General features: G+C 71.4%; 18 protein-coding genes and 3 tRNA genes. 9 read left to right on the top strand and 12 right to left on the bottom strand.

Going from position 1 to position 24,813, the window contains the following annotated elements; translation table 11 throughout:
* Nucleotides 1-151: 151 nt before the first annotated feature.
* Nucleotides 152-757, bottom strand: coding sequence for a helix-turn-helix domain-containing protein (locus tag E1298_RS08475; protein ID WP_131890750.1), 606 nt, complete (start codon nucleotides 755-757; stop codon nucleotides 152-154).
* Nucleotides 758-843: 86 nt separating this feature from the next.
* On the opposite strand from E1298_RS08475, the gene E1298_RS08470 reads away from it, so the two are divergent.
* Genes E1298_RS08470 through E1298_RS08460 form a run of 3 tightly spaced genes read left to right on the top strand, consistent with a single transcriptional unit; the run spans nucleotide 844 to nucleotide 3,013 of the window.
* Nucleotides 844-1,470, top strand: a complete 627-nt coding sequence (locus E1298_RS08470) for a class I SAM-dependent methyltransferase (protein ID WP_131890748.1) — start codon at nucleotides 844-846, stop codon at nucleotides 1,468-1,470.
* A gap of 14 nt (nucleotides 1,471-1,484) precedes the next feature.
* Nucleotides 1,485-1,970: a DinB family protein gene (locus E1298_RS08465; RefSeq protein ID WP_131890746.1), complete on the top strand. Its 486-nt coding sequence runs from the start codon at nucleotides 1,485-1,487 to the stop codon at nucleotides 1,968-1,970.
* A 26-nt stretch (nucleotides 1,971-1,996) separates the two neighbouring features.
* Nucleotides 1,997-3,013, top strand: a complete 1,017-nt coding sequence (locus tag E1298_RS08460; protein ID WP_131890743.1) for an alpha/beta fold hydrolase — start codon at nucleotides 1,997-1,999, stop codon at nucleotides 3,011-3,013.
* A 76-nt stretch (nucleotides 3,014-3,089) separates the two neighbouring features.
* On the opposite strand, the gene E1298_RS08455 is transcribed toward E1298_RS08460, so the two are convergent.
* The 7 genes from E1298_RS08455 to E1298_RS08425 form a co-directional block, all read right to left on the bottom strand.
* The gene (locus tag E1298_RS08455) at nucleotides 3,090-3,926 is read right to left on the bottom strand and encodes a 3-oxoacyl-[acyl-carrier-protein] synthase III C-terminal domain-containing protein (RefSeq protein ID WP_165975368.1); all 837 of its coding nucleotides are present in this window, start codon (nucleotides 3,924-3,926) and stop codon (nucleotides 3,090-3,092) included.
* A 154-nt stretch (nucleotides 3,927-4,080) separates the two neighbouring features.
* Nucleotides 4,081-9,996, bottom strand: coding sequence for an SDR family oxidoreductase (locus E1298_RS08450; RefSeq protein ID WP_165975367.1), 5,916 nt, complete (start codon nucleotides 9,994-9,996; stop codon nucleotides 4,081-4,083).
* 10 nt (nucleotides 9,997-10,006) lie between these two features.
* A complete protein-coding gene (locus E1298_RS08445; RefSeq protein WP_131890735.1) occupies nucleotides 10,007-11,302 on the bottom strand; it encodes an acyltransferase domain-containing protein in 1,296 nt (431 codons plus the stop codon).
* A 346-nt stretch (nucleotides 11,303-11,648) separates the two neighbouring features.
* Nucleotides 11,649-12,872, bottom strand: a complete 1,224-nt coding sequence (locus tag E1298_RS08440; protein ID WP_131890732.1) for a L,D-transpeptidase — start codon at nucleotides 12,870-12,872, stop codon at nucleotides 11,649-11,651.
* 130 nt (nucleotides 12,873-13,002) lie between these two features.
* Complete coding sequence (locus tag E1298_RS08435) at nucleotides 13,003-14,124, bottom strand: L,D-transpeptidase (RefSeq protein WP_243725454.1); 1,122 nt, start codon at nucleotides 14,122-14,124, stop codon at nucleotides 13,003-13,005.
* Between the two features lie 169 nt (nucleotides 14,125-14,293).
* On the bottom strand, nucleotides 14,294-15,016 hold the full coding sequence (locus tag E1298_RS08430; protein ID WP_131890730.1) for a VC0807 family protein: 723 nt from the start codon (nucleotides 15,014-15,016) through the stop codon (nucleotides 14,294-14,296).
* A 379-nt stretch (nucleotides 15,017-15,395) separates the two neighbouring features.
* Nucleotides 15,396-16,322 carry a LysR family transcriptional regulator gene (locus tag E1298_RS08425; RefSeq protein WP_131890728.1) on the bottom strand — a complete coding sequence of 309 codons (927 nt, stop codon included), beginning with the start codon at nucleotides 16,320-16,322 and terminating at the stop codon, nucleotides 15,396-15,398.
* A 149-nt stretch (nucleotides 16,323-16,471) separates the two neighbouring features.
* Between E1298_RS08425 and E1298_RS08420 the strand changes: the two genes are divergently transcribed.
* A complete protein-coding gene (locus E1298_RS08420; RefSeq protein ID WP_131890725.1) occupies nucleotides 16,472-17,809 on the top strand; it encodes a pyridoxal phosphate-dependent aminotransferase in 1,338 nt (445 codons plus the stop codon).
* An 88-nt stretch (nucleotides 17,810-17,897) separates the two neighbouring features.
* Here E1298_RS08420 and E1298_RS08415 read toward each other — a convergent pair.
* The 3 genes from E1298_RS08415 to E1298_RS47930 all read right to left on the bottom strand — a co-directional run bounded on the left by E1298_RS08415 (nucleotide 17,898) and on the right by E1298_RS47930 (nucleotide 18,181).
* A tRNA-Ser gene (locus tag E1298_RS08415) sits at nucleotides 17,898-17,982 on the bottom strand.
* A 41-nt stretch (nucleotides 17,983-18,023) separates the two neighbouring features.
* A tRNA-Ala gene (locus tag E1298_RS08410) sits at nucleotides 18,024-18,094 on the bottom strand.
* Nucleotides 18,095-18,109: 15 nt separating this feature from the next.
* Nucleotides 18,110-18,181: transfer RNA gene (locus E1298_RS47930), tRNA-Trp, on the bottom strand.
* 390 nt (nucleotides 18,182-18,571) lie between these two features.
* Here E1298_RS47930 and E1298_RS08405 point away from each other — a divergent pair.
* On the top strand, nucleotides 18,572-19,144 hold the full coding sequence (locus E1298_RS08405; protein WP_131890723.1) for a hypothetical protein: 573 nt from the start codon (nucleotides 18,572-18,574) through the stop codon (nucleotides 19,142-19,144).
* A gap of 62 nt (nucleotides 19,145-19,206) precedes the next feature.
* Here the strand turns inward: E1298_RS08405 and E1298_RS08400 are convergent, their stop codons facing one another.
* Entirely contained in the window at nucleotides 19,207-20,784 is a 1,578-nt protein-coding gene (locus E1298_RS08400; RefSeq protein WP_131890720.1) for a Na+/H+ antiporter, read from the bottom strand.
* Between the two features lie 268 nt (nucleotides 20,785-21,052).
* Between E1298_RS08400 and E1298_RS08395 the strand changes: the two genes are divergently transcribed.
* From E1298_RS08395 to E1298_RS08380, 4 genes are all read left to right on the top strand, one after another.
* Entirely contained in the window at nucleotides 21,053-21,613 is a 561-nt protein-coding gene (locus E1298_RS08395) for a CGNR zinc finger domain-containing protein (RefSeq protein ID WP_131890717.1), read from the top strand.
* 196 nt (nucleotides 21,614-21,809) lie between these two features.
* Nucleotides 21,810-22,844, top strand: coding sequence for a GDP-mannose 4,6-dehydratase (locus E1298_RS08390; protein WP_131890752.1), 1,035 nt, complete (start codon nucleotides 21,810-21,812; stop codon nucleotides 22,842-22,844).
* A 51-nt stretch (nucleotides 22,845-22,895) separates the two neighbouring features.
* Nucleotides 22,896-23,159, top strand: a complete 264-nt coding sequence (locus tag E1298_RS08385) for a ubiquitin carboxyl-terminal hydrolase 14 (protein ID WP_131890715.1) — start codon at nucleotides 22,896-22,898, stop codon at nucleotides 23,157-23,159.
* Complete coding sequence (locus tag E1298_RS08380) at nucleotides 23,159-24,709, top strand: MFS transporter (protein WP_131890712.1); 1,551 nt, start codon at nucleotides 23,159-23,161, stop codon at nucleotides 24,707-24,709. Before E1298_RS08385 ends, E1298_RS08380 begins: the two co-directional genes overlap by 1 nt.
* Nucleotides 24,710-24,813: the final 104 nt, after the last annotated feature.

The following is a 24,813-nucleotide window of genomic DNA, read 5'->3' as shown; positions in this document are numbered from 1 at the left end:
CCCCTGGAGGCACCACTGACCAGAACGACACGTCCCCCGCTCATACGACCCACCACCCAAACGCATCAGATCGACCGGCCCTGTCTCCTCAATCGCAACGAGGACGAGGCAGCCGATCTTCCGCATCAGGCAACGGACACAGAGGCTGATCTCAGTGCTTGTCCTCACCATGAGACGGCTTGTGGGGGCCGGCGCGTACGTGCGAGCGCATTCCTTGCTGGCCGAACAGGATGAGAAGCTCGACCGCACCGCCGTCGGCGCTGCCCAGCCAGTGCGGCAAGGACGTGTCGAACTCGGCCGCCTCGCCGGGCGGCAGCGTCAGGTCGCGGTCGCCGACCACGAGCCGCAGGCGGCCGTTGAGCACGTACAGCCATTCGAAGCCCTCGTGGGTCTGCGGGGTCGGTTCGAGGGGCTCCGGCCGGGCGGGGATGATCATCTTGAACGCGTGCGTGCCGCCCGGGCGCCGGGACAGCGGGATGAAGACCATTCCGAAGCGTCGGATCGGCTTCAGGTGGATCCGGGGGTCGCCCGTGCGCGGGGCGCCGACGAGGTCGTCCAGCGGGACGTCGTAGGTCCGGGCCAGCGGCAGCAGCAACTCCAGGGTCGCCCGGCGCTGCCCGCTCTCCAGCCGGGACAGGGTGCTCTCCGACACCCCGGTCGTCGCCGCGAGGTCGGCGAGGGTGATGCCGCGGTCGCGGCGCAGCGCACGCAGCCGCGGTCCCACGGCGCCGAGCACGTCTTCCGTTTCGCCGTCCATGGGGTCATCTTGCCAGAACCGCAAGATTTCGTGCCAGATCGGGAGGGCATGGCGAGACTGAACGCGTCCCGACGAAAGGAGACTCGATGAGCACCACCGATGCGGTCGCGTTCTGGGACGGCCACTACGCGGCCCGGCCGGCGGCCACCGACCCGCGGCCGAACGTCCGTCTCGCCGAGACGGTCACGGGCCTGACGCCGGGCGGGGCACTGGACCTCGGATGCGGCAACGGCGGCGACGCGCTGTGGCTCGCCCGCCGGGGATGGCAGGTCACCGCCGTCGACATCTCGGCCGTGGCGGTCGAGCGGCTCGCCGGCCTGGCCCGCTCGCGCGGCCTGGGCGGCCGGGTCACCGCCGAGCGGCATGACCTGCGCGCGTCCTTCCCGCAGGGCGGGTTCGACCTGGTCTGCGCCCACTACCTGCACACTCCCTTCGACCTGGACAGGGCGTCCGTCCTGCGCGCGGCCGCCCACGCGCTGCGCTCGGACGGGCGGCTGCTGGTCGTCGACCACGGCTCGACCGCGCCGTGGTCGTGGAACCAGGATCCCGACGTCCGGTACCCGGCCCCGCAGGAGGTCGCCGTGGGCCTCGATCTGGACCCGGCGGCGTGGACGGTCGAGCGGGCCGACGCGCCGCGCCGGATCGCGACCGGGCCGGGCGGGCGCACCGCCGAGGTCACCGACCACGTCCTGCTCATCCGCCGCACCGCCTGACCAAGGAGAACACCATGCCCACCACCTCGCGCCGCCGCGACACACCGCCGCCTCAGACCGGAAGCAGCGAGATCGAGGTCCTGCGCGGTTTCCTCGACTACCTGCGGGCCTCGATCGCCGCGAAGGTCGACGGTGCGCCCGAACCGCAGGTCCGGACGGCCGGAGTGCCGTCGGGCACGAACCTGCTCGGCCTGCTCAACCACCTGACCTTCGTCGAGCGCTCGATGTTCCTCGGGGACAAGGTCACCAACTGGAAGGCGACGTTCCATGCCGCGCCGGCGGACGGCGTGGCCGACGTCGTCGACCGCTACCGGAGGACGGTCGAGCGCGCGAACGAGGTCCTCGACGGGTGCACCGACCTCGGCGCGCCGGTCCCGCGGCCGGGCAAGCCCGCTCCCAGCGTCCGCTGGGCGCTCACCCACATGATCGAGGAGACCGGCCGCCACGCCGGTCACGCCGACATCCTCCGCGAACTGATCGACGGCGCCACCGGGCGCTGACCCACCACCTTCCAGGACAGGAACACATGATCCCCGCACCATGGCGCCGCTCCCTCCGATCCGCGTGGACGGCGGCGGCCGCCGCGCTCGCACTCCTGCTCGCGATCTGCGCCGCGGCCTGCTCCGCGCCGGCCGCAGGCGAGGCTCCCCCCTACGCCGCCGCCACGCGGGACGACCCCCGGTTCACCAAGACCTTCCGGCACGAGTTCGCCGACGCCGGCGGCGTCCGGATGCACTACGTGACCGGCGGGAGCGGCCCGCCGGTGGTGCTGCTGCACGGCTGGCCGCAGACCTGGTTCGGCTGGTGGGCGGTCATGCCGGCGCTCGCCGAGCACCACACCGTCTACGCCGTCGACCTCCCCGGGCTGGGCGACAGCACCGGCTCCCCGACCGGCTACGACAAGGCCACCCTGGCGCGGTACGTGCACACCCTGATCGCCGGACGGCTCGGGGTGCGCGACGCCCGCGTGATCGGGCACGACCTCGGCGCCGCGGTGGCGTTCCAGTACGCCGCGCAGTTCCCCGCCGACACCGCGCGTCTCGGCTACCTCGACCTGCCGCTGCCCGGGCCCGCGATCGACGGGCCCAAATACCGCTCGCTGAGCTGGCACATCGCCTTCCACTCCCAGCGCCGGATCCCTGAGACGGTGGTCGGCGACGACGTCCGCGAGTACCTGGCGCTGTTCTACCCCCAGGTCTCGTTCGGCGGGACGGCGTTCGGCGGCACCTCGGACCGGTCCCCGTTCACCGAGGCCGAGATCGACGAGTACGCGCGGACCTACCGCCGGCCCAAGGCCCTGTCGGGCGGCTTCGACCTCTACCGCGCCCTCGACAAGGACGTCCGCGACACCGTGGCGGCGGCGACACGCGTCCCGACCCTGCTCATGACCGCCCAGGGGCAGCTCGCCCCGGTCCGGGCCACCGCGGCGCCGCGCATGACCAACATCGTGCGCGCGGTGGACGTGCCGAACGCGGGGCACTGGCTCGTCGAGGAGAACCCCCGGTTCGTCACCGCGGAGTTGCTGCGCTTCCTCGACGGATGACCCCGCCCCCGGCGTCGCGCGGTCTCGCGGTCGCGCGCCGCCGGCCTGAGCGGAGCAGCGTACGAGGATCGATCGGCTACCGTCTCGCGTGCTGGAGCCGCTTCCCGGGCGGGCCCGTCTCCTCGACTCGGAGGACGACGGCGTAGAAGCTGAAGCCGACCGCCAGACCTATCGCGAGGACATGGTCTCCGGCGGACAAGCGGCCGCTGCGCAGCAGGTGTGCCAGCCCCAGGGTGATATCGGCACAGGTATGGCCGATATTTCGTGAATAGGACCACGTGGTGTCGTACGGAGACGCGCAGAGTTCCGGTGGAAGCAGTTGGGCGATCAGATGCCGGCCTACTCCGGTGATCGCCACGTGGTCGACATGAGAGACATCGGTGTCCGCCAGGGCCGCCTCGATCACTGCACGGGTGTGATGACGCAGTGTTTCCGCGCTCTCGCCGAAGCTGGAGTAGGTGTCGTGGCCGCGCACAGCACGCGTTCTTGAATAGCGGCCGTAGTGCTCCAGTTCCGGGGCGCTGCCGTACGCACCGGCGACGACTCGGGCAAAGCCCGGAGACCGCGACAGGACGAGCGCGGCCCCGGCGTCGCCGAGGATGATTCCGCCGCCGTCCCGCCACCGATTCCACTTGGGGAGGGCGAATCTGTCCGCGGCGGCGATCAGCAGGGCCGTCGAAGTGGGATCGCACGTGAGCCGGTCGGCCGCGGTGAATATCGCGGCCAGGTCGCTGGCGCTGGCGTTTCGCAGTTCGTACCCGATACCGGCGCTGCCGACGGTCCGTTGAATCCGCATCGCCGGTGCGTGGTGGTCGTATCCGGAGACGTCGACGGCGATGACTCCGGCGATGTCCTTGGGGCTGTGCTGGGAATGTGCCAGGGCTCGGAGTGCGGCGCGCTCGGCCATCTCCATCGCCGAAGCGGTCGTTGAGACGGCGATGTGCCGGAACCCCAGGAATTCAGCGGTCCCCGGATCGCAGAACTCTGGATCCATGATGTCGCCGACAGGAAGGGCCGGGGGGACCCACGTCCCCAGCCCCGCGAGGAAGATGCCGTCCCACCGCATCTCAGGACGTCCGGGGCGACGACTCGGGCAGGGGCGATGCCTCCGGGCCACCGAAGGCGAGAGGTCTGCCGGCTCCGGGTTCGGTGCTGATCGCCCCCGTTTCGGCGTCGAGGATCGCGTGGGAGACATACCGCAGGCCGGTCATCCGCAGAAGCACCGTTCCGTCAGGAGCAACGGCTGCGACCTCCTGTTGGTTCTCACGCGTGTTCACCCACAGGCGTGTCCGGGTCCGGTAGGTGTCGATGATGTCCAGGTCGTTCACATCGGCATGGACATCGATCCGGTTCACTTCGGTGATCTGCCCCAGGAAGAAGCGGTTCCCGGTGGAGAGGCAGAACATGGGCATGCGGACCATCGCGTCCATCATCAGGACCGGGGCGAGGAATCCGCGCAGGTCTTCTCGGGAGTCAAGGGCGGGGAATCCGTAGTGGGCCAGGCTGCCGCGTTCGTCGTGACGGGGGTCGATGATGCTCGCGAAAGGTCCCGTCAGGCGCAGGAACCGGGTCGGGACGGCGGTCGGGTCCTGGGCCACCGAGGCCAGGGGCTCGGGGTGGTCCCAACGTGGCGCCGGCGGCAGGTCCTTGGCCAGGACGACGGTGACTTCATGGTGGAGCCGGTCCGCTCGCAGCAGTGTCCCGTTAGGGGCGATGACATCGGACAGGACGTGGACGGCCACGGTGGCCTGCTCGTCCTGTGAGGACAGCAGCGTGGCCCGCACCTTGACCGCGCGCGAGCGTCCGGGCCTGACGGTGATCGGAGCGTGCAGCCGCAAGCCACGCACCTGGAGGAGCCGCAGGTCCGGCCTGAACCGGTTGGCGGCCTCCACGGCGGTCTCGATGGTGAACACTCCGGGGACGGTGGGCCGGTCGTCGATGACGTGGTGGGGCAGCCACCAGTCGCCTTCGGTGGTGAACGTCTTGGTGAAGACGATCTGGTCGGCACCGCGCGACACCTGCTGGTCGAGCATCGGTGTCGGGGAGAACGCTTCGGGTCCGGGATCCGGTTCGCGATCGGTTTCGGGATCGGTTTCGCTGGGGCGATCCAGCCCGATGTCGCCCAGGGTCCGCGCTTCGGCCGAACGCGGATAGGCCAGGACCGGGGGCGGCTCGGACGCCTGTGCGCGGAGGAACTGCGCGACCCCCCGCTCCGGCGAGATCGGCGTATCGCCGGGACCGTTGCGGCGCATGCGGCCCGCGACCAGGTCGTCGCTCGCCATGCCGACATCGCTCCATGCCGACCACAGCAGGCTGTACTCCGATGCGGAGTCCTGCCGGGAGGCCCAGGCCGCGGTCAGCAGAAAGTCGTTGGCGGCGACATAGTCGTGGTCGCCGGGCTGCCCGGTCAGGGCGGCCAGCGAACTGAAGTTGCACCACCGCGTGGGCGCGTTCCGCTGGAGTGCCGCGCGGAGGTTGAGATATCCGCGGACCTTGGTGTCGCGCACTCGGCGAAAGTCCTGCACGGTCTTGCGTGCCAGTGCCTTGGAGGCGCTCTGGCCGGCGCCATGGATCAGCAGATCTATCCGCTGGTGCCGCTCGGTGATCAGGCGTATCGCCGACTGGACGGCCGCGAGGTCGCCGACGTCGCATCGCAGGTAGTGCACGTGGTCACCGCCGACGTGCTGGGACAGCGCCTCGCACGTCGCGCGGACCTCGTGGGCCCGGCGCTGACGCTCGTACAGCTGGTTGGCCTCGCGGACGCTCCGCCCTGGTGCGGCGGCCAGCCGGAGTCGCAGAAAGTCCTGCCGGCTGGGAAGAGGGCCGTCATCGAGAGTGCTCGGATCGGTCCTGCCCAGCAGGTACAGATGACAGCCGGTCCGCTCGGCCAAGGCGGTGAGGACGCGGGCGGTGATGCCGCGGCCTCCTCCTGTCGCGACGACTACCGAGTCGCCGTTCAACGACAGGTCCTCGTGGGTGCCGGGGCCGCGTGCGGTCTCGACCTGCTCCAGTGCGTACGTCAATCTGCGACGGTCACGGTAAGCGACGACGGTCGCCGGCTGGAATGCCGTGCTCTCGCGCTCCAGGATCGACAGCACTTCGGCGTCGGCGGCCTGATCGTCCAGCAGCAGGCAGCAGCTCCAGATGCCGGGCGATTCCAGATGCGAGGTCTTCGTCAAGCCGGTGAACAGGCCGGCGAAGGCCGCAGGACTATCACGGCGGAGGCCGCCCTTGAGAACGATCACGAAAGACCCGCTCTCGGCGGCGTCCCCGAAGCTCGCCTGCAAGGCCGCGAACGTCAGATCGTGCAGGATGAGCAGGCGGTCGACCGGCGCGTCAGGGGCGTCAGGGGCGGCGGAAAGCTCGGGCAGCCGTGCCAGCACCCGGACATGCCGGGGCTTGAACGGTAGCTCGGCAGCCGCCGCGGCGGCGTGCAGCGGGTCGACCGGGACCGCCTCCGGGCACGGCGCCTCCTGTCCGGCGGGACACCAGATGGCCATGTCACCACGTTCGCTGCCATGGGCGGCGGTGACCTGTTCGGCCAGTCCGGCGTCATCGGTGACGACGAGCGTGTGTGCGGGCAACGCCTGAGTCGGCCGCCGGACGGACCGCGCCGGCAAAGGGCTCGGCCTGAGCGACAGCGTGACCACGTCGTGCTCGTCGGCCGGACTGCGGGCGGCGCTCTCGCCCGTGCCCTCGTCAGCACCCTCGCCCGCGCCCTTGTCGGCGTTCTCGTCGGCGCCCTCATCAGCGCCCTCGCCGTAACGCCCATCGCCGGGCTCGATGATGATGCGAGGGGCGTCGGGTGTTCCGGGGCTCAGATGGATCGTGCGGTTGGCGAGGACGGCGTTGAGACCTGCGATGAGGCCGTCGGCGGCCAGATAGGTCCGGTCGGCGCCCCGCAGTGGCGGCATCGACCATGCGGTGCCCCGGACCGGGGAGTCGGAGCCCGCCTCGCCTCCGGTGCCCATCTCCGTGGCGATCGTCGCCAGCACCGGCAGGCCACGCCGCCGGGCGAACGATCGCGTCGTGAGCGCCCATGCCAGCGCGCCTTCGGCCAAGCTCCGGCCGGGCGGAACCAGGTCGTTCAGCAGCGCCCGCCAGGATTCGGTGGCGTTGCCGTTGACAGCGTGCACCAGGGCGAGCCGGCACACGCCGTGCCGCAGCCAGCGCTCGGCACAGCGCAGCGCGGCCGCGGCCGAGTCCAGCCCCGCGTCCATCAAGATGTTGGGCCCGCGCAGGTTGTAGTAGTTGGCGACCCTTCCGGCCGCCAGGTTCGCGAGGCAGCCCGCGATCGAATCCTCCGTGGTGGCGGGAACGGCGTTCCGGACCTGGTCCCGCAAGCCCTCCATGGCGGCGGCGACGGTGTCCTGGTCGGGCAGTGCGCTCAACGCCCGGCCACAGTCATCGAGGTAGATGCGCTCGCCGAAGTCCTCGGCGCGTCGCTGGCCGCTCATATTGGCGACGATGACGCCGGTGGTCTCGGTCAGCTCTTCCCAGGCCGCGCCGAGGGATGCGGCCAGCCGTCCCGTCGCCTCCAGAGCCATCATCTGGACGCGGTCCAGGTGCTCGATGACGGCCGGCGGGATCTGCAGGCCGGTACAGCGCTCGGGCGGATAGGCGGCGCCGAAGTCCAAGGGCGGCGGACGACCGCGTCCGCGCAGCCACGCGGCCGGCGCGCCCTGCTCGCCTTCGGGCTCCCCCGGGAATCCGCCCGCCCATCCGACGAGCACCATGGGGTCGCCGGTCGTGGTCACGTTCGCCTCTGGGGCGGGGAGGGCCGGATGGTCATCGGCGACGATCAGGTGGGCGTCGGTGCCGCCGAATCCGAACGATGAGATGCCCGCGATGCGGGGACGGTCAAGCCGTGACGGCCACGGCACCGGATCGGTGGGGATCGTCGAACGGGTGCGGGCCGGGTCGAGAGGGGTCCGGGGGCCGCTGAACATTCGCTGGGCCGGGATGAGGTCGTGGCGCATGGCCAGGATCGCATGCAGCAGCGAGACCATGCCGGCGGTCGATCCGGTGTGCCCGACGATCGGTTTGTTGGAGGTGATCGGGCAGGGGGCGCCCTGGGTGCCGATCAACTCCGACAGCACGGCCAGTTCCGTCTCGTCACCGGCCGGGGTGCCGGTGCCGTGGGCGATCACCCAGTCGATGTCGCGGTCGCCGATGCCGGCGTCCCGCCACGCGTGTGAGATCGCCTTCCGCTGGCCGGCGGCGTTCGGCGCGTAGATGGCCTTGGCCTTGCCGTCGGAGGCCACGCCCGTGCCGGCGAGCACGGCCAGCACCGGGTCGCCGTCGGCGTGCGCGCGGTCCAGCGGCTTGAGGATCACCATGCCGGCGCCCTCGCCGAAGATCGTCCCGTCGCCGTCGCGGTCGAAGGCGCGGACACGGCCGCTGCGGCTGATCGCGTGGGCGCGGGCGAGCAGTACCTGTAGTCGCGGGGTGTACTCGAACGCCGTTCCGCAGGCGGCCACATCGCACGAGCCTTCGCGAATCGCCCTGATCCCGAGGTCGAGAGCGTACAGGCCCGTGGAACACGCGGTGTCCACGGACACCATTTCGGTGGATTCCGGCAGCAGGCCGCTGGCGACCATGCGGTAGGTGTCGGCGGACAGCATGTCGCGCGGCACTACACCGTCATGGTGATAGTGCGCCGACAAGGCGCTGGCGACGGCGTCCCTCAGCGGGCCTTGATCAAGCAAATGCTCGAATCGGGCCAGGTAGGACGAGTTCATCAGCGCGTGCTCGAAGAACAGGTACTGCAGCCCGGTTCCCGCCGAGAAGAGCCAGCGGTCCGCGCTGTCCCTTGCGACTCCCTCAAGTGCCTGGTGCAGGCAGTGCCTCAGGAGCCTCGGGGCCAGTTCTGTGTCACTCGGCCAGTCGCCGGCGCGCAGTTCCCGGGCCAGCTCCGGATGCGCGCGCAACGCCTTGACGTACCCTCCGACGCGCGTGTAGGTGCGGTCGGATACGGCTGGATCGGGGCAGTGGAAGTCATCGATGTTGTACCGGTCCGGCTCACTGAACACATCGCGGTCGCCTTGCAGCAGTTCCCACAGTTCCTCCAATGTGCTCGCTCCGGGGACGGCCACGCCCGCGCCCACCACCGCGACCGGGCCCCCATACGCAGGCCGCGCGGGTGGGGCGGACGGCGTGGCGGCGACGTCCGGCGCCATGGCCGCCTCGTGGCCCGGCCACATGCCCAGCGGGCCGGGGGCCAGCGCGAAGCCGCCATCGGCGACGATTCTCTGGCCGGTGATCCACTGTGCGTCGTCCGAGGCCAAGAACAGCACCAGGGCGGCCAGTTCGGCCATGGTGCCGAGGCGATGGAGCGCGGTGGATTCGCATATCGAATTCTTCCACCGGTCGGCCTCGTGGAAGAGTCCCGCCACCTCACTGGCGAGCAGGCCGGCCGACGCGGTGTTGACCCGGATACCCCGGGGAGCCAATTCCACGGCCAGGTACCGGGTAAGTGCCTCGACCCCCGCCTTGGTGCACCCGAGCGACATGTAGTCGCGATGGGTGACCTGGTCGGATCCTATCGAGGACAGGTTGACGATAGCCGCGCCCGGTCGATCGGCCATCAGCCGGGCGGCACCCATACTGCACCAGAAGCTGCCGAGCACATTCGTCCTGAATCCGCGTAGCCAGTGCGTTTCCTCCAGTTGCTCGGGCGGCAGGACGGCCCCGGCCGCCGCATTGTTGATCAGGGTGTCGAGGTGCCCGTGGCGTTCGGTGATCTCTTCGAACATGCGCTCCACGTGGTCCTGCTTGGCGACCGACGCCCAGATGAGATCGGCTCGTCCGCCCCGCTCGGTGATCTCGGCCCGCAGATCGCGTGCGGCATCGCGCGAGTGGAAGTAGTTGATGATCACATGCGCGCCCTGGGCCACGAGCATCCGGACGATCTCGCGTCCCACACCGCGCGCGCCGCCGGTCACCAGCACGAGCCGGTCACGGAAGAACGGAGTGGCTGTCAAGGCGACCTCCTCATGTGGCCGGCCGTTCCGGGTCGTCGAGGTGGTCGGCGACGAGGTCGGCGACATCGGCGAGGGTGAGAAGGTCGCTCAGCCGGGCGTTCTCCGCCGGCGAGGGCAGGCCGTACTGCTCGCCGACCCGGGTGAGCAGTTCGGCCTGCTTGATGGAGTCGACCCCCAGGTCGACTTCGAGTTCGGCGTCCTCGGCCAGCGCCTCGGGCGGGTAGCCGAGCCTGGCCGCGTACATCTCGCGCAGCTCCCGCAGGATGTCCTGTCGTCTATCTGTCGGATGCGCGGCCGCCCGCGGGTCCGGGGAAGCGGCCGGCTCCGGCTTCGGAGCGGCCCGCTCCGGCGTTGAAGCGGCCGGCTCCGGCGTTGGGGTGGCCGGCTCTGTCGCTGGAGTGGGCGGCTCTGCCGCTGGAGTGGGCGGCTCTGTCGCTGGAGTGGGCGGCTCTGTCGCTGGAGTGGGCGGCTCCGACTTCGGAGTAGGCGGCGGCCCGGCCGATCTCCGGTCCGGCTCCAGCGAGGACTCCGTGTGCACATCGGGAACGGTCGCCTCCACACAACGGGCCAAGACCCGGCCCGGACCGCATTCGACGAATGTTTGCGCGCCGGCAGCGTGCAGGCGGCGAATCGCCTCGGCGAACATGACCGGGCGTGTCAGCGCCTCGGCGACCACGGCGACAGGATCGTCGGCGGCCGTGACATCCCGGCCCAAGGTCGGCGAGCAGACCACGCCGCGCGGCGGCCGCCGCCGAAGGTGCCGGGCCGAGTCGGTGAGCGCCGCGGCCGCCGGCGCCAGACGCCGATTGTGATAGGCGTACGGCGCGTCGATCGGTGTGCACCGCACCCCCAGGGCGCCGCAGACCGCGATCACCGGTTCCAGGGCGCCGGAGGGCCCGCTGATCACCGTCTGCCGTGGCGCGTTCTCACACGCGACGGCCAGGCGCGGGTCGTCGACGGCCGCCGTCACGGCCCGGGCCCGGTCGGCCCGCGTCCCGAGCGCCAGCATGCCGCCTTGCCGGTAGTCCTTCTCCAGGGCGCGGACGCGCAGGCAGATCAGCCGGGCGCCATCCTCGATGCTCAGAGCTCCCGCCGCGGTCAGAGCGGCGATCTCTCCCATGCTGTGCCCTACGCGGGCCGCGGGCTCCCCTCCCCGGGCCGACCATGCGGCATCCGCGATCAGCGCCGCGGCGAACTGGAGCAGATACCGCGGCGCCGGCGAAAGACCTTCCGCTGCGGAGCTTTCGCGCTCCTTGCCGTCCAGGAGGGCCAGGAGGTCGTCGCCGCATTCGAACTCCGCCGCCACGCCTCGGACAACGTCGAGAATCTCCTGCGCTCCCGCACGTTCGCCGACCAGCGTCCGCAGCGCACCGGGGCGCGGATCACTTGTCGACCCTGGAAACAGCAGGATGACTGTGCTGTCGAAGCGATTGATCGCGAAGCACCCCTCGGATGGTCCTCTGGAATCACCTTTCTCCACAGAGAGTAACAATATGGCAACCGACCGACATATAGCGACGCCAGAGGGTTGTCCATTACCTAGAGGTATGCCGCTTCTGCACCGATGGTAATGAAATCATCGCAGATAGTCACCACGTGAACGGCGCGTCGCCCGCGGCCGCACGGGGCGGACCGCGGGCGTGCGGTGGTGGTCAGGCTGTGGTCACCGATTGGTCGAGGGCGCTGCCCTTGACCCACTTCTTCCACGGCATCTCGTAGAAGGACCAGCCGTTGTTCCAGGGGAGGCCGCGCTTGGTGCCGGTGATGATGACCGGGTCGCCGCGGTAGGACCAGTTGTAGAACCACTGGGCGGCGGCGGGCGGGGAGTTGAGGCAGCCGTGGCTGACGTTCTGGCGGCCCTGCGCCCACACGGTGCCGGCCATCGAGTGGATGTACTCGCCGCTGTTGGAGATCCGCACCGCGTGCGGGATGATCTCCTTGTAGCCGCCGTTCTTCTTGTCGTCCGGCTTGACGCCCATCCACTCCGACGTCATGATCGCCGGATTCTCCTTGCCCATGGTCAGGTGGATGCCGCTGGTGGTCAGGTAGGTGTCGACGCCGTTGACGACGCGGCCGCCGCGGCCGGCGCTGATCCCCCAGGACTTGACCTTCTTGCCGTTCTTCTTGACGACGAGCCGGTGCGTCTTGGTGCTCACGTTGATGATGTGCGCGTCGCCAATGCGGAACTTGCGCGTGTAGTCGGTCATGCCGTAGGTCTTCTTGCCCGACTTGACGCCCGCCAGCTTCGCGGTGAAGGTGACCGACTGGTTCGGCTGCCAGTACGCGCCGTTCTTGGTGCGGAAGATCACCTGGGTGTCGCTCACCCAGAACCACGCGCCGGTCGCGGGCTTGGTCGACTTGACCTCCAGCGCGCGCTCGACGGCCTTGCGGTCGCCGACGGCGCGGTTGAAGGTGACGATGATCGGCATGCCGACGCCGACCTTCTCGCCCTTGGTCGGGCTGACGTCGGCGATGTCCAGTTCGGCCGCCGCCTTGAGGGTGGCGAACTTGGCGTTCACCGTCGTCGACTTGCCCTTGGGGCTCTTGGCGACGGCGGCGACCGCGTACTGCGCGCCGGGGCGCAGCGTGCGCGACCTCCAGCTCGTCTTGTCCGCGGACATCGCGCCGTCGACCGGCTTGCCCTTGAGCGTGACGGTCACCTGCTCCAGGGTCCCGCCCGTGGCGGTGACGACGACGCCCGCCTCCGGCCTGGCCTTGCCGTCCCCGTTGCCGGGGTTGACCGTCACCTGGGGGGCCGCCGAGTCGCCCTTGCCGCCGACGGTGACCCCGTCGTCCTTCTCTCCCCCGGAGCAGGCCGTCGCCAAGAGCAGCACCGCTCCCGCGAGCCCCGCCCCGGTACGAACCCCTGCGGTCACCCTCCGCTGCACCACTACCTCCAGAAACCCCGCCCGCCTATCAGGGAGACATTAGCGACAAAAGTCGGCGATCACGCCCCGACTTGGGGTTTTGCCGGTCGTCCGAGATCAAAGCGTTGCAAGGGACGCCTCAGGACAGCGCGCTGCCCCGCTTCCACTTCTCGAACGGCAACTGCCAGTAGCTCATGCCGTTGTCCCACTCGACCTCGCGGTCGCTGCCGGTGAGCTTGAGCACGTCGCCGCGCTGCATGATCCGGTAGAACCAGCTCGCGTCGGCGGGGCTGACGTTCAGGCAGCCGTGGCTGACGTTCGCCGATCCCTGCGACCCGACCGACCAGGGCGCCGAGTGCACGTACTCGCCGCTGTTGGAGAAGCGGACCGCGTAGTTGACCACGGTCTTGTAGTAGCCGGGGTCGCCCTCCTTGCGGCCCGGGGAGATCATCGTGACCGGGCTGCCCTTCTCCATCAGCAGGTGGACGCCGCTGGTGGTGGTGAACTCGCGGGTCTGGCCGTTCCCGGCGCTGAACGGGATCGTCCGCAGCTTCCGCCCGTCCCGCTTGACGGTCATGTGGTGGCCGCTGATGCTGCCGGTGGTGATCTGCGCGGCGCCGATCGTGAGGGTCTGCTGGACGTCCTTGGCCCCGTAGACGCCGCCGCCCGCGTTCACCCCCGCCAGGTCCGCCTGGAAGCGCACCGTCTGGTGCGGCTGCCAGTACGTCTTCGTCCGGTAGATGACCTGGTCGGAGCCGATCCAGCGCCAGGCGCCCTCGACCGGCTTGTCCGGCGTGACCTTCAGGACCCGCTCCACGGCGGCCTTGTCGGCGACCGGGCGGTTGAACCGCAGGATGATCGGCATGCCGACGCCGACCTTCTCGCCCTTCAGGTTCGGGGTGACGTCGGTGATCGACAGCGTCTTGGACGGCTTCAGGGTGGTGAACGCGCTGGTCACCGTGCTGGTCTTGCCGTCGTCGCGGCCCTGCGCGGTGACCGTGTAGGACGCGCCGGGCGCCAGGGTCCGGGCGGAGCGCCACGACTTGCGGTCGGCGGCGAGCCGCCCGGTGACGGCCGCGCCCTTGTCGCCCTGGACGGTGACCTTCTCCAGCTTGCCGCGCGACGCCTTGACCTCGATCGTCCCGTCCGGCTTGACCTGGGCGGTCCCGTTGGCGGGGGTGATCGTGACCGGGGTGCCCGACTCCCCCGAGGCCAGCTCGCCCTTGCCGCCGCCGCTACAGCCGGCCGCGAGGATCGCCATCGCGCCCGCACCACCGGTCACCACAAGCCCGAAACGCCCCTTGACCCGCACAAACTCCCCCAAGTTCCAAGATTCACCCGTGCTGGTGAAATCTATCTGACTAAGAGAGATGGCCCCAACCGGGGAAAAGTTCGGACTCGACCGTCCTGAACTGCCCGGACCCGCGGCGTCAGGCCCGGGCGGGCTCGCCGTTGACGCGGCGGACGCAGCGCTTGAAGCCCCAGACCGAGACGCCGACACCGATCGCGCCCAGCCCGGCGACCAGGCCGGTGCGGACCCACAGGTACATGCCGAGCGACTCGTTGAACAGCATCCACAGGCTGATGAGGACGTTGGCGAACAGCACCATCGACCACAGCAGCGAGATGCGCAGGAAGAACTGGTGGACCCTGGCGTGCTGGAGGAACGCCTCGGGGATCGGCGCCATGTCCTTGGCGAGCTTCTTGGCCAGCGGGCGCCGCAGCGGGACCGAGGCCAGGAACGAGATGCTCACCAGGAGCGTGCCCAGGGTCGGCTGGAGGAAGTAGACGACCGCGCTGTGCGTGGCCGCCGCCAGCACCGCCCGGACGGTGACGCCGACCGCGGCCAGCAGCAGCATCCCGGAGACGGGGTGGCCGCGCACGTACCTGTAGATGATGCCGCCGTACACCCAGGCGACGGCGGCGATGAGCGCCCCGTTCAGCCCGAGGAGCACGAGCGCGGCGTAGAAGACCGCGACGGGGGCGATGACCCCCTCGACGAAGCGCGGCAGCGCGTGCATGAGCAGGGCCGTCACCCGGGGGAGCTCGAACGCGTGATGACCTCCGCCCGGCTCGTCCCCGGCGGATGGCCGGGGCGCGGGCAGGGCCGCCTTCTCGGACGCTTCCGCGGGTCTGGTCGCCGGTCGTTGCATCGAGCGCTGCGCTCCCCGATCGGTGTGCCTGGTATCGGAAAAGGTGGTCACGATTCGCCCCACGGTACGTGATGCCCGGCGCGGGCCCACCCCCTTTGGGACGGAAGCCCGCGCGTTTGCCGGTTGGTTCGGCTCCGCACCGCCCGGAGTACGGGTGGCGGCCGGATGCGGCCAAAGCCGGGATCGGTGAACCCCCTCCACCTCCCTTTCTCGGACGACGAGTCAATGGTTGTGGGAGGCGCGCACGGCCGCGGCCGCACGACCGCGGACGCACCGTCCCAGGCGTCGGGCGGCGGGGGTCCACGACCCGCTGAATGCGATTAGTACCCCTGGTGAGCTGCGGAAACTACTTGACGCACCCGGCGCCCGGACGCGGGGGTCAGCCCTCGGGCGGGGACGGCTGGGTGTCGCGGGCGGCGGCGTAGATGGCGCGCAGCGTGACCGCGACGGACGGCCTGCGCACGCTCGCCGTCCGGGTGACGGCGTAGACCTCGCGGGCCAGGGTGCACTCGGGGATGCGGCGCACCGCCACGTCCTGGTCCCCGGCGGCGAGCGCCAGCGCGGGGACGGCGGTGATGCCGATGCCGCGCGCCACCAGGCTCAGGATCGTGTGCAGGCCCTCGAACTCCCACGGGACGGGACGGGCGCCGCCGACGGTGTCCAGCAGGCGCTCCACGGCCTGCCGGGAGGGCTCGCCGGGCGGCGCGGCCATCCACGGCTCGTCCCGCAGGTCGTGCAGCCGGACGGGCCGCTCCGGGTCCGACATGGCGTGCGAGGCGGGGACGACCAGGACCAGCGGGTCGCGGAGCAGGTGGAAGAACTCCAGCGCGGCGGGCGACTGGTCGGGGACCTTGCCGGTCCAGTCGTCGATCAGCGCGATGTCCACCTCCCCGTTCTGGACCTGGCGGATGCCGTCCCCGGGGCGGGTCTGCCGCAGGACGAACGTCAGGCCCGGATGGTCGCCGAGGCTCTGGGCCAGCGCCGGGGCGAACGCGACGGCGGCGGTCGGGAACGCGGTGACCACCACGCGGCCCATGGGGGTGTCGGCCTGGGCCGACAGCTCCGCCTCGGCCGTCTCGACGAGGGCGAGGATCTCCTCGGCGCGGACCGCGAGGCGGCGCCCGGCGTCGGTCAGCTCGGCGCTGCGGGCGGTGCGGTCCAGCAGCGGGATGCGGGCCTCCCGCTCCAGCGCGGCCAGCTGCTGGGAGACGGCCGAGGGGGTGTAGCCGAGGGCGGCGGCGGTCGCGGCGATGCTGCCGCGGCGGGCGAATTCGGCGAGCAGCCGCAGGCGGCGCAGCTCTAGCATCAGTCCACCTTATGGTCTCCATCGATGAGACTAGCTTGTGATGATGCTTGAAGCGGGTAAGCATTAAGCGAACCCGGCCGGGTCACCCAGGGGTCCTTTGCGTCACCCGCTGTCATCTCACCTGCCCTTTCGCATGCCTTGGAGCGTCGATGCCCGCCCAGACCACGTCCGCCCCGGCCCGGCCGCTGTCCTTCTCTCCGCGTCCGGTACCGCTGTCCGCGACGCTCGCCGTGAACGAGGCGATCGCCCGGAAGCGAAGGCAGGGGGTGCGCGTGCTGCCGCTCGGCTTCGGGGAGGCCGGGATCCCGATCCATCCCGCCCTGACCCGCGAACTTGAGGCCGCGGCGGCCCGCGGCGCGTACGGGCCCGTCGCCGGGTCCGCCGTCCTGCGCGCGGCCGCGGCCGGCTACTGGAGCCGCCGCGGGCTGCCCACCGACCCCTCGGTGGTCGTCTGCGGGCCGGGCAGCAAGCCGCTGCTGTTCGCCCTCCTGCTGTCGCTCGGCGGGGACGTGGTCGTGCCGACGCCGAGCTGGGTGACCTACGCGGCGCAGACGTCGCTGGTGGGCGCCCGGCCCATCCGGGTGGCCACCCCGCGCGGGGAGGGCGGCGTGCCCAGCCCGGCGCTGCTCGCCGACGCCGTCGTGCGGGCGCGCGCCGAGGGGCGTACCGTCCGGGCCGTCGTGGTGACCCTGCCCGACAACCCGACGGGCACGCTCGCCTCGGAGGACACCGTCCGCCGCCTCTGCTCGGTCGCGCGGGACCTGGACCTGGTCGTCATCTCGGACGAGATCTACCGGGACCTGGTGCACGCCCCCGGCCGGGCGGTGCCGAGCCCGGCACGGTTCGCGCCGGAGCGGACCGTCGTGACGACCGCGCTGAGCAAGAACCTGGCGGCGGGCGGGTGGCGGATCGGGGTGGCGCGGCTGCCGGACGGCCCGTTCGGACGGTCGCTGCGCGACAGCCTGCTGGGCGTGGCCAGCGAGATCTGGTCGAGCGCCCCCGCGCCGATGCAGCACGCCGCCGCCTACGCGTTCGCCGAGCCGTCCGAGCTGGTCGAGCACGTGGACCGCAGCAGGCGCCTGCACGCCGCGGTCACCGGCGCCGTCGCGGCCCGGTTCGCCGAGGCGGGGGCCGAGGTCACGCGGCCGGAAGCGGCCTTCTACGTCTATCCCGACTTCGGTCCGATGCGGGACGGCCTGCGCGCGAACCACGGCGTCCGGACGGCGGCCGACCTGACCGGCCTGCTCCTGGAACGGTACGGGGTGGGCGTACTGCCGGGCAGCGCGTTCGGCGAGGCCCCCGAGGTCCTGCGCATGCGGGTGGCGCCGAGCCTGCTCTACGGGGAGGACGACGAGCAGCGACTGGCGGCCCTGGCGTCCCCCGCGCCGGCGGGCCTGCCGTGGATCGCGGGCGCCCTGGACCGTCTCGGGGAGGTCCTCGACGACCTCGCCGAGAACGCGACCGCGGGGCAGCCCGCGGTCGCCTGACCCTCTCCTGGCGGCGGAATGGAAGAGAACCGCCGGGAACCGCTGCAGCCCGCGCGGGCCGCGGCGGTTCCCGGCGCCGATCGAATTGCGGAGGGTAAGGGAGTCGAACCCCTTCGAGTTTCACCTCGACGTCAGTTTTCGAAACTGCTGCCTTACCGTTCGGCCAACCCTCCTCGGGCGCCGGACGCGACATGCGCCGGCGTCGATCACCACGTGGACCAGCAGGGAGTCGAACCCTGATCGCTTCCTTGCAAGGGAAGTGTGCTTCCGTTACACCACAAGCCCGTCGACCGTTTTCAGCAGGGGCGGAGGGAGTCGAACCCACTTTCCGCTGGTTTTGGAGACCAGCCGCCTAACCGGTGGCTCACCCCTTCGAACCCGTCGTTCCCGACGTGCTCAAGGATGCGATGATCCGGCATTCTGCCGCAAAGCATTTTCCACCGGACCGCGGCCCGGCCGCCCTTGCGAAGACGGCCGCGCGGGGCACGACCGGTGGCCCGGGCGATTACGGAGCGGAAGATCCGCATTGCGAATCGTGGCGGCCCCCGCGTAGATCACTCCCTTATCACGCGCCCGTCCCGGCGGGCGCGTAATGCGCCCGACCGGCGCGTATAAGCGTGGTGTAAGGTCCAACGACGCACGGGGCGAACGACGCGTTCCAACCGGCCGCGGGCCAAGGGGGCGTCCTGCCGGGCCAACCCGTGGTAAACCCAAGACAGCGTGATGTCACGGAAGTGATGAAAGAAGGCGAGGGGGCCCGCCATGAGGCATGCACGGGACGGGGCTGCCGCGGCGATGAACGCCGCCTCCAGGATTCTCGTGGCGCGGGGCAAGAACGAGCCTCAGGAGCTGGAGAACCCGGACGTCGCGTGGGGGCAGCGCGCCCGTGACGGGGTCTGGGTGCCCACCAAGGACGGCCAGCGCCTGCACTTCGGCATCGACGTGGCGGCGGCCGACACGGTCGCGCAGGTGCTGCGGCCGAGCCTGCGGGTGTTCGTCGGCGTGGACCTCGACACCGACATCGTGGCGCAGACGACCGACAACGGGGTTCGGCTGCTCACGGTCATCCACGGCCCCGACGCCCCCTCGGAGTTCCGCTTCGCGGTCTCCCTCCCCGACGGCCTGGCGCTGGAGTCGATGCCGTCCGGCGGGTACGACGTCGTCCACCTGCGCTACGGCGCGACCGTCGGGCGCCTGTACAACCCGTGGGCCAGCGACTCGATGTTCCGCCAGGTGAAGGCGGACTACACGCTGGAGGGGACGATCGTGACGATGCGGGTCCAGCACGCGGACGCCTTCTACCCGGTCGTCGCCGACCCCCACTACGCGCGCTGACCCACTGCGCGCTGATCCGGTGCGCACGCTGGCCCACTGCGCACGCCGCCCCTCCCCCGGCCTCATGAGCGGCTCTTCCTGATCACCACCGGGTCCTCGAAGTCGAGCTCGCGGCTGACCTCGCGGAGCGTGCCCGCCCCGATCCTGCCCTTGCGGTAGAGGGCGGTCAGCTTGGCGCGCTGGGCCCGCACCAGCTCGGTGCGGACATGGCGGCCGCCCGGCGGCCGCGACCTCCCGTCGGCGTCCTGGCGGTCCAGGAAGTACCGGACGCGGTCCAGCCTGACCTCCAGCATCTGCCGGAACGCCTCGGCGGTCCGCTCGTCCACCTCGTCCTCCTCGGCCAGCTCGTCCAGCCGGGCCAGCGCGGCCTGGAGGCCCGCCTTGCGCGCCACCATCACCTCGCGCCGGCGCTCGTCCGACTCGATGAGCCCGAAGCGGCGCAGCAGCAGGGGCAGCAGCGGCGCCTGGCCGATCAGCGTGACCAGCACGACGAGCGCGGTGAGCAGGACGAGCACGCCGCGCTCGGGCCCGACGGCGGCGGGCAGCGACAGGGCGATGGCCAGCGAGATCGCGCCGCGCATCCCGCCGAGGCCGATCACGATCCGCTGCCGCCGGCCGAGCCCCTCCCGGCTGCGCCGGCCGCCGGGCACCAGGTCCGCCAGCGGGCCGTTGCCGAGCTCCCAGAGCAGCCGGACGCCGATGACGACGCCCGACACCGCGAGGGTCGTCAGCGCCACGTCCCCCCACGTGTGGCCGCCGGGCCGGCGGAGCACCTCGCGGATCTCCAGGCCGAGCAGGACGAACAGCGCCGATTCCAGCAGGAATGTCAGGATCCGCCAGAACGTGTTGCCGACCATGCGGGACGCGGGCTGCAGGACGCCCTCGCCGTGCGTGCCGATCGAGAACCCCGCCACCACGGTCGCCAGCACGCCGGAGGCACCGAAGTTCTCCGCCGGGATGTAGGCGAGGTACGGGGTCACCAGCGACACGATGATCTGGCTGATCGGGTCTTGGATGGAGCGCCGGAAGCGGCGGATCGCGATGCCGACGACCAGCCCGTACAGCACGCCCCCGACGACGACCTGCGCGAGCCGTCCGGCGCCGTGGGCGAACGTGAAACCGGTGCCGAGGGCCTCGGCGGCGAGGCCGAACATGGTCAGCGCGACGCCGTCGTTGATGAGGCTCTCGCCCTCCAGGATCGTGACCAGCCGCGCCGGGGCGCCGAGCCGCTGGAGGACGGCGGTGGCGGCGACCGCGTCGGTGGGCGCGACGGCCGCGCCGAACGCCAGCGCGGCGGCCCAGCCGAGGCCGGGCAGCAGCGCGTGGATCGTGGCCGCGACCGCGACCGTGGTGACGGTGGTGAGCCCGAACGCCAGGGTGACGATCGGGACGATGTCGGCGCGGGCCTCGCGGGGCGCGGTGAAGAACGCCGCGTGGTAGACCAGCGGCGGCAGGAAGCCGAACAGCACCAGCTCGGGCGAGACGACCACCTGCGGCAGCGCGGGCACGAACCCGGCCGCCATGCCGAGCAGCACCAGCAGGATCGCGTCGGGCGCGCGGATCCGCCCGGCGAGCGCGCGGGCCAGCAGCACCACGACGGCCACGACCAGGAAGACGATGAACAGCCGGTCCTCCCCCACGCCCTGATCCTGTCCCGAAAGCCGTCCGGTACGCGCGGCGGGCGCCGCCGATGCTGGAACGTTCCCGCAGGATGCGGGCGCCTGGAGCGCCCCCGATTCATGGCGGGGTGTGCGCGGAAGGGGGCTCTCCGCGTCATATGGTTGAGGCCGGGCCGCGTTCCGGCCCCGGCGGCGTTGCCGGGCGCACGACCACCTCCGCACCGCGCTGGGGGGTCAGGGGAGACCCCCAGGAGCAGCACGCCCCGGTCCCCCGGAGACTGGAGTCATCGTGATCTTCACTCATGACACCGAGCAGGCGCTCGCCGTCGTCGTCGACCTGATCAACACCGGCGGCGCCGCCTCCGGCGTCGAGGAGCTCGGCGGACTGCCCGGCCTGCGCTCCTTCGTGGCGCGCAACCTGTTCAGCGACGTGGGGGAGCTCACCGAGGCCGATCTGGCCCGCGCCATCGACCTGCGCGACCGGTTCCACGCCGTGTTCCGGGCCTCCGACGTTCCGACCGCCGTCCGGCTGGTCAACGACATCGTGGGCGAGGTGCGCACCACCCCGCACCTGACCGACCACGACGGCTATGACTGGCACGTGCACTACTTCGCCCCGGGCGCGCCCGTCGGCGAGCACCTGGCGGCCGACTGCGGCATGGCGCTGGCGTACGTGGTGGCGGCGGGCGAGCTCGACCGGCTGCGCACCTGCGAGGCGCCCGACTGCTCGCGCGTCCTGGTCGACCTGTCGCGCAACCGCTGCCGCCGCTACTGCGACAGCCGCACCTGCGGCAACCGCATGCACGTGGCCGCCTACCGCGCCCGCCAGCGCGAAGCGACGACCCGGTAGTCGTTTCGATCCCGGCCGCTCCATCCGGCCGCCCGCGTACCTGCGGTGATGTGCGGCCCCTGTGAACCAGAAGCGAATTCGGTTCAAACGTCGCCCTCCCTCGTCAGCATCGGGACGGGGTCGCTAACCTCAGAGGCCACGCTCGCCGCGGCTCCCGTGCGCGGCGGGCCCGACCTATTCAGCCATGGAGGATCCGCTGTCCAGGCGAGCACTCATCACCGGCATCACCGGGCAGGACGGCTCGTACCTGGCCGAGCATCTGCTTGAGCAGGGGTACGAGGTGTGGGGTCTGGTGCGCGGCCAGGCCAACCCCCACGTGTCCCGGCTGCGCAAGCACATCGGCGACGTGCGGATCACCACCGGGGACCTGCTGGACCAGGGCAGCCTGATCTCCGCGGTGGAGCGCGTCCAGCCCGACGAGGTCTACAACCTGGGCGCCATCTCCTACGTGCCGATGTCGTGGCAGCAGGCCGAGCTCACCGCCGAGGTGACCGGGATGGGCGTGCTGCGGATGCTGGAGGCGATCCGGGTGGTGTCGGGCATCAGCCCGTCCCGCACGCCCGGGCGGGCGCAGATCCGCTTCTACCAGGCGTCCTCCTCGGAGATGTTCGGGATGGTCCGGGAGACGCCGCAGAACGAGCGGACGCCGTTCCACCCGCGCAGCCCGTACGGGGTCGCCAAGAGCTACGGGCACTACATCACGCAGAACTACCGCGAGTCGTACGGGATGTTCGCGGTCAGCGGGATCCTGTTCAACCACGAGTCGCCGCGCCGCGGGGCGGAGTTCGTCACGCGGAAGGTGTCGCTGGGCGCGGCCCGCATCAGGCTGGGCCTCGCCACCGAGCTGCGCCTGGGCAACCTCGACGCGCGGCGCGACTGGGGCTACGCCGGCGACTACGCCCGCGCGATGCGGCTGATGCTGGCGCAGGACGCCCCCGTGGACTACGTCATCGGGACGGGCCGGACCCAGTCGGTGCGGGAGCTGGTGGACTTCGCGTTCCGGACGGCGGGCCTGGACTGGGAGGACCACGTCGTCCTGGACGAGCAGTACACCCGCCCGGCGGAGGTGGACCTGCTGTGCGCCGACCCGAAGCGGGCCCGCGAGCAGCTCGGCTGGGAGCCCCGGATCGGCTTCGAGGCCCTGGTGACGATGATGGTCGAGTCGGACCTGCGGCTGCTGTCGGAGTCGGCGCGTCCCGAGGACGAGCCGTTCAGCCCCGATCACTGGTGACCGCGCGGGCCGGTCGTGATCAAACGGCCTCCGGCGTGCGACGATGCACGCATGGCAACGTGTGAGCATGTGCGGTCGATCCCGGCCCAGGACCCGGATCCGCGCACCCCGCAGGGGTGCCAGGAGTGCCTGGAGGAGGGCACCCGGTGGGTCCATCTGCGGCTGTGCCTGAGCTGCGGCCACGTGGGCTGCTGCGACTCCTCTCCGATGCGGCACGCGACGGCGCACTACAAGAACGAGGGGCACCCGATCGTCCGGTCGTTCGAGCCCGGTGAGGACTGGCGCTGGTGCTTCGTCGATGATCTGATCGTGTAATGGCCGACGTCCGGTTGAGCACCGGCCCGGGGCGCTGGATCCTGCTGGCGACCGTGCTCGGGTCGAGCGTGGCCATGCTCGACGCCACGGTGGTCAACGTGGCGCTGCCGAGGCTGGCGCGCGACCTGGACGCCGACATGGCCGGGCTCCAGTGGACGGTCAACGCCTACACGCTCACGCTCGCGGGGTTCATCCTGCTCGGAGGCTCGCTGGGCGACCGCTACGGCCGGCGGCGGATCTTCCTGGTCGGCGTCGTGTGGTTCGCGGTCGCGTCGGTGCTGTGCGGCGCCGCGCAGGACGTCGGCATGCTGGTGGCGTCGCGGGCGCTGCAGGGCGTCGGCGGGGCGCTGCTGACGCCGGGCTCGCTGGCGATCATCCAGGCGTCGTTCGCGGCCGACGACCGGCCGCGCGCGGTCGGCGCCTGGTCGGGCCTGGGCGGCGTCGCCGGGGCGGTCGGGCCGTTCGCGGGCGGCTGGCTGGTCGAGGCGGCGGGATGGCGCTGGGTGTTCCTGCTCAACGTCCCGCTCGCCGTGATCGTGGTGCTGGTGGCGGTGCGGCACGTCCCCGAGAGCCTCGACCCGGGCGCGCACGGGCGCTTCGACGTGCTGGGGGCGGCGCTGGCCGCGCTCGCCCTCGCCGGGACGACCTACGCGCTCACCGAGGCGCCCGCCGGCACCACCGCCCCGGCGCTGGTGGGCGCCGCCGCCGTCGCGGGGGTGGCGGCCGCCGTCGTGTTCGTGCTGGTGGAGCGGTCCCGCGGCAAGGGCCGGCGCCTGCCGGGCACCCGGTCGCGGCGGGAGGCGCCGCAGCCGATGCTGCCGCTGGAGGTGTTCGCCTCGCGGCAGTTCTCCGCCGTCAACGTCGTCACGTTCGTGGTGTACGGCGGGATGGGCGTCATGTTCTTCCTGTTCGTCCTCAACCTCCAGGTGGTCGGCGGGTTCTCGCCCATCGCCGCCGGGACGGCGCTGCTGCCAGTCACGGCGCTGATGCTGCTGCTGTCGGCGCGGGCGGGCGCGGTCGCGCAGAAGATCGGGCCCCGGCTGCCCATGACGGCGGGGCTGCTCGTCGCCGCCGGCGGGATGGTGCTGGTCAGCCGGATCGGCAAGGACGCCTCCTACGCGTGGACAATCCTGCCCGCCGTGATCGTGTTCGGGCTCGGCCTCGCGGCGGTGGTCGCGCCGCTGACCGCGACCGTCCTCGCCACCGCCGACGAGCGGCACGCGGGCGTGGCCAGCGGCGTCAACAACGCGGTGGCGCGGGCCGCCGGGCTGCTCGCGGTCGCGGCGATCCCGCCGCTGGCCGGGCTGACCGGGGACGCCTACGACGACCCGGGCGACTTCTCGGGCGGGTTCCGGCTCGCCATGGTGATCTGCGCCGCGCTGCTGGCGGCCGGTGCCGTGCTGAGCTTCCTGACCGTCGGCGACGACGCGCTCCGCGCCCCCGGCGGCGAGGTGACTGAGCCGCAGTGCAAGAGCCACTGCGGCGTCGGCGCCCCGCAGCTCCAGCCCGAAGCGGAGACCGTCCCCGCCCCCAGGGCGGGCGCCGCCTGACCCCTCACCGTCCTTGATCACCAGGTCATCGCGGTGAGAATGGGGAAATCTCCGGTCCGATTCCGGCTATGTCCAAGACCGCATCCCCTCGTTGTCATACGGTC

Origin of the sequence: Actinomadura rubrisoli (assembly GCF_004349215.1) — a bacterium.
Classification (GTDB): Bacteria; Actinomycetota; Actinomycetes; order Streptosporangiales; family Streptosporangiaceae; genus Spirillospora; species Spirillospora rubrisoli.
The sequence above is the reverse complement of the archived record's forward strand: the minus strand, read 5'-3'. Positions and strand labels throughout refer to the sequence as shown.

Bases quoted from the DNA above. Each gene is read 5' to 3' on its own strand.
- E1298_RS08465 (WP_131890746.1), top strand. From the start codon at position 1,485: ATGCCCACCACCTCGCGCCGCCGCGACACACCGCCGCCTCAGACCGGA.
- E1298_RS08425 (WP_131890728.1), bottom strand. From the start codon at position 16,322: ATGCTAGAGCTGCGCCGCCTGCGGCTGCTCGCCGAATTCGCCCGCCGC.
- E1298_RS08455 (WP_165975368.1), bottom strand. From the start codon at position 3,926: ATGGAGATGGCCGAGCGCGCCGCACTCCGAGCCCTGGCACATTCCCAG.
- E1298_RS08470 (WP_131890748.1), top strand. From the start codon at position 844: ATGAGCACCACCGATGCGGTCGCGTTCTGGGACGGCCACTACGCGGCC.
- E1298_RS08405 (WP_131890723.1), top strand. From the start codon at position 18,572: ATGAGGCATGCACGGGACGGGGCTGCCGCGGCGATGAACGCCGCCTCC.
- E1298_RS08420 (WP_131890725.1), top strand. From the start codon at position 16,472: ATGCCCGCCCAGACCACGTCCGCCCCGGCCCGGCCGCTGTCCTTCTCT.
- E1298_RS08475 (WP_131890750.1), bottom strand. From the start codon at position 757: ATGGACGGCGAAACGGAAGACGTGCTCGGCGCCGTGGGACCGCGGCTG.
- E1298_RS08430 (WP_131890730.1), bottom strand. From the start codon at position 15,016: ATGCAACGACCGGCGACCAGACCCGCGGAAGCGTCCGAGAAGGCGGCC.
- E1298_RS08435 (WP_243725454.1), bottom strand. From the start codon at position 14,124: ATGGCGATCCTCGCGGCCGGCTGTAGCGGCGGCGGCAAGGGCGAGCTG.
- E1298_RS08460 (WP_131890743.1), top strand. From the start codon at position 1,997: ATGATCCCCGCACCATGGCGCCGCTCCCTCCGATCCGCGTGGACGGCG.
- E1298_RS08380 (WP_131890712.1), top strand. From the start codon at position 23,159: ATGGCCGACGTCCGGTTGAGCACCGGCCCGGGGCGCTGGATCCTGCTG.
- E1298_RS08385 (WP_131890715.1), top strand. From the start codon at position 22,896: ATGGCAACGTGTGAGCATGTGCGGTCGATCCCGGCCCAGGACCCGGAT.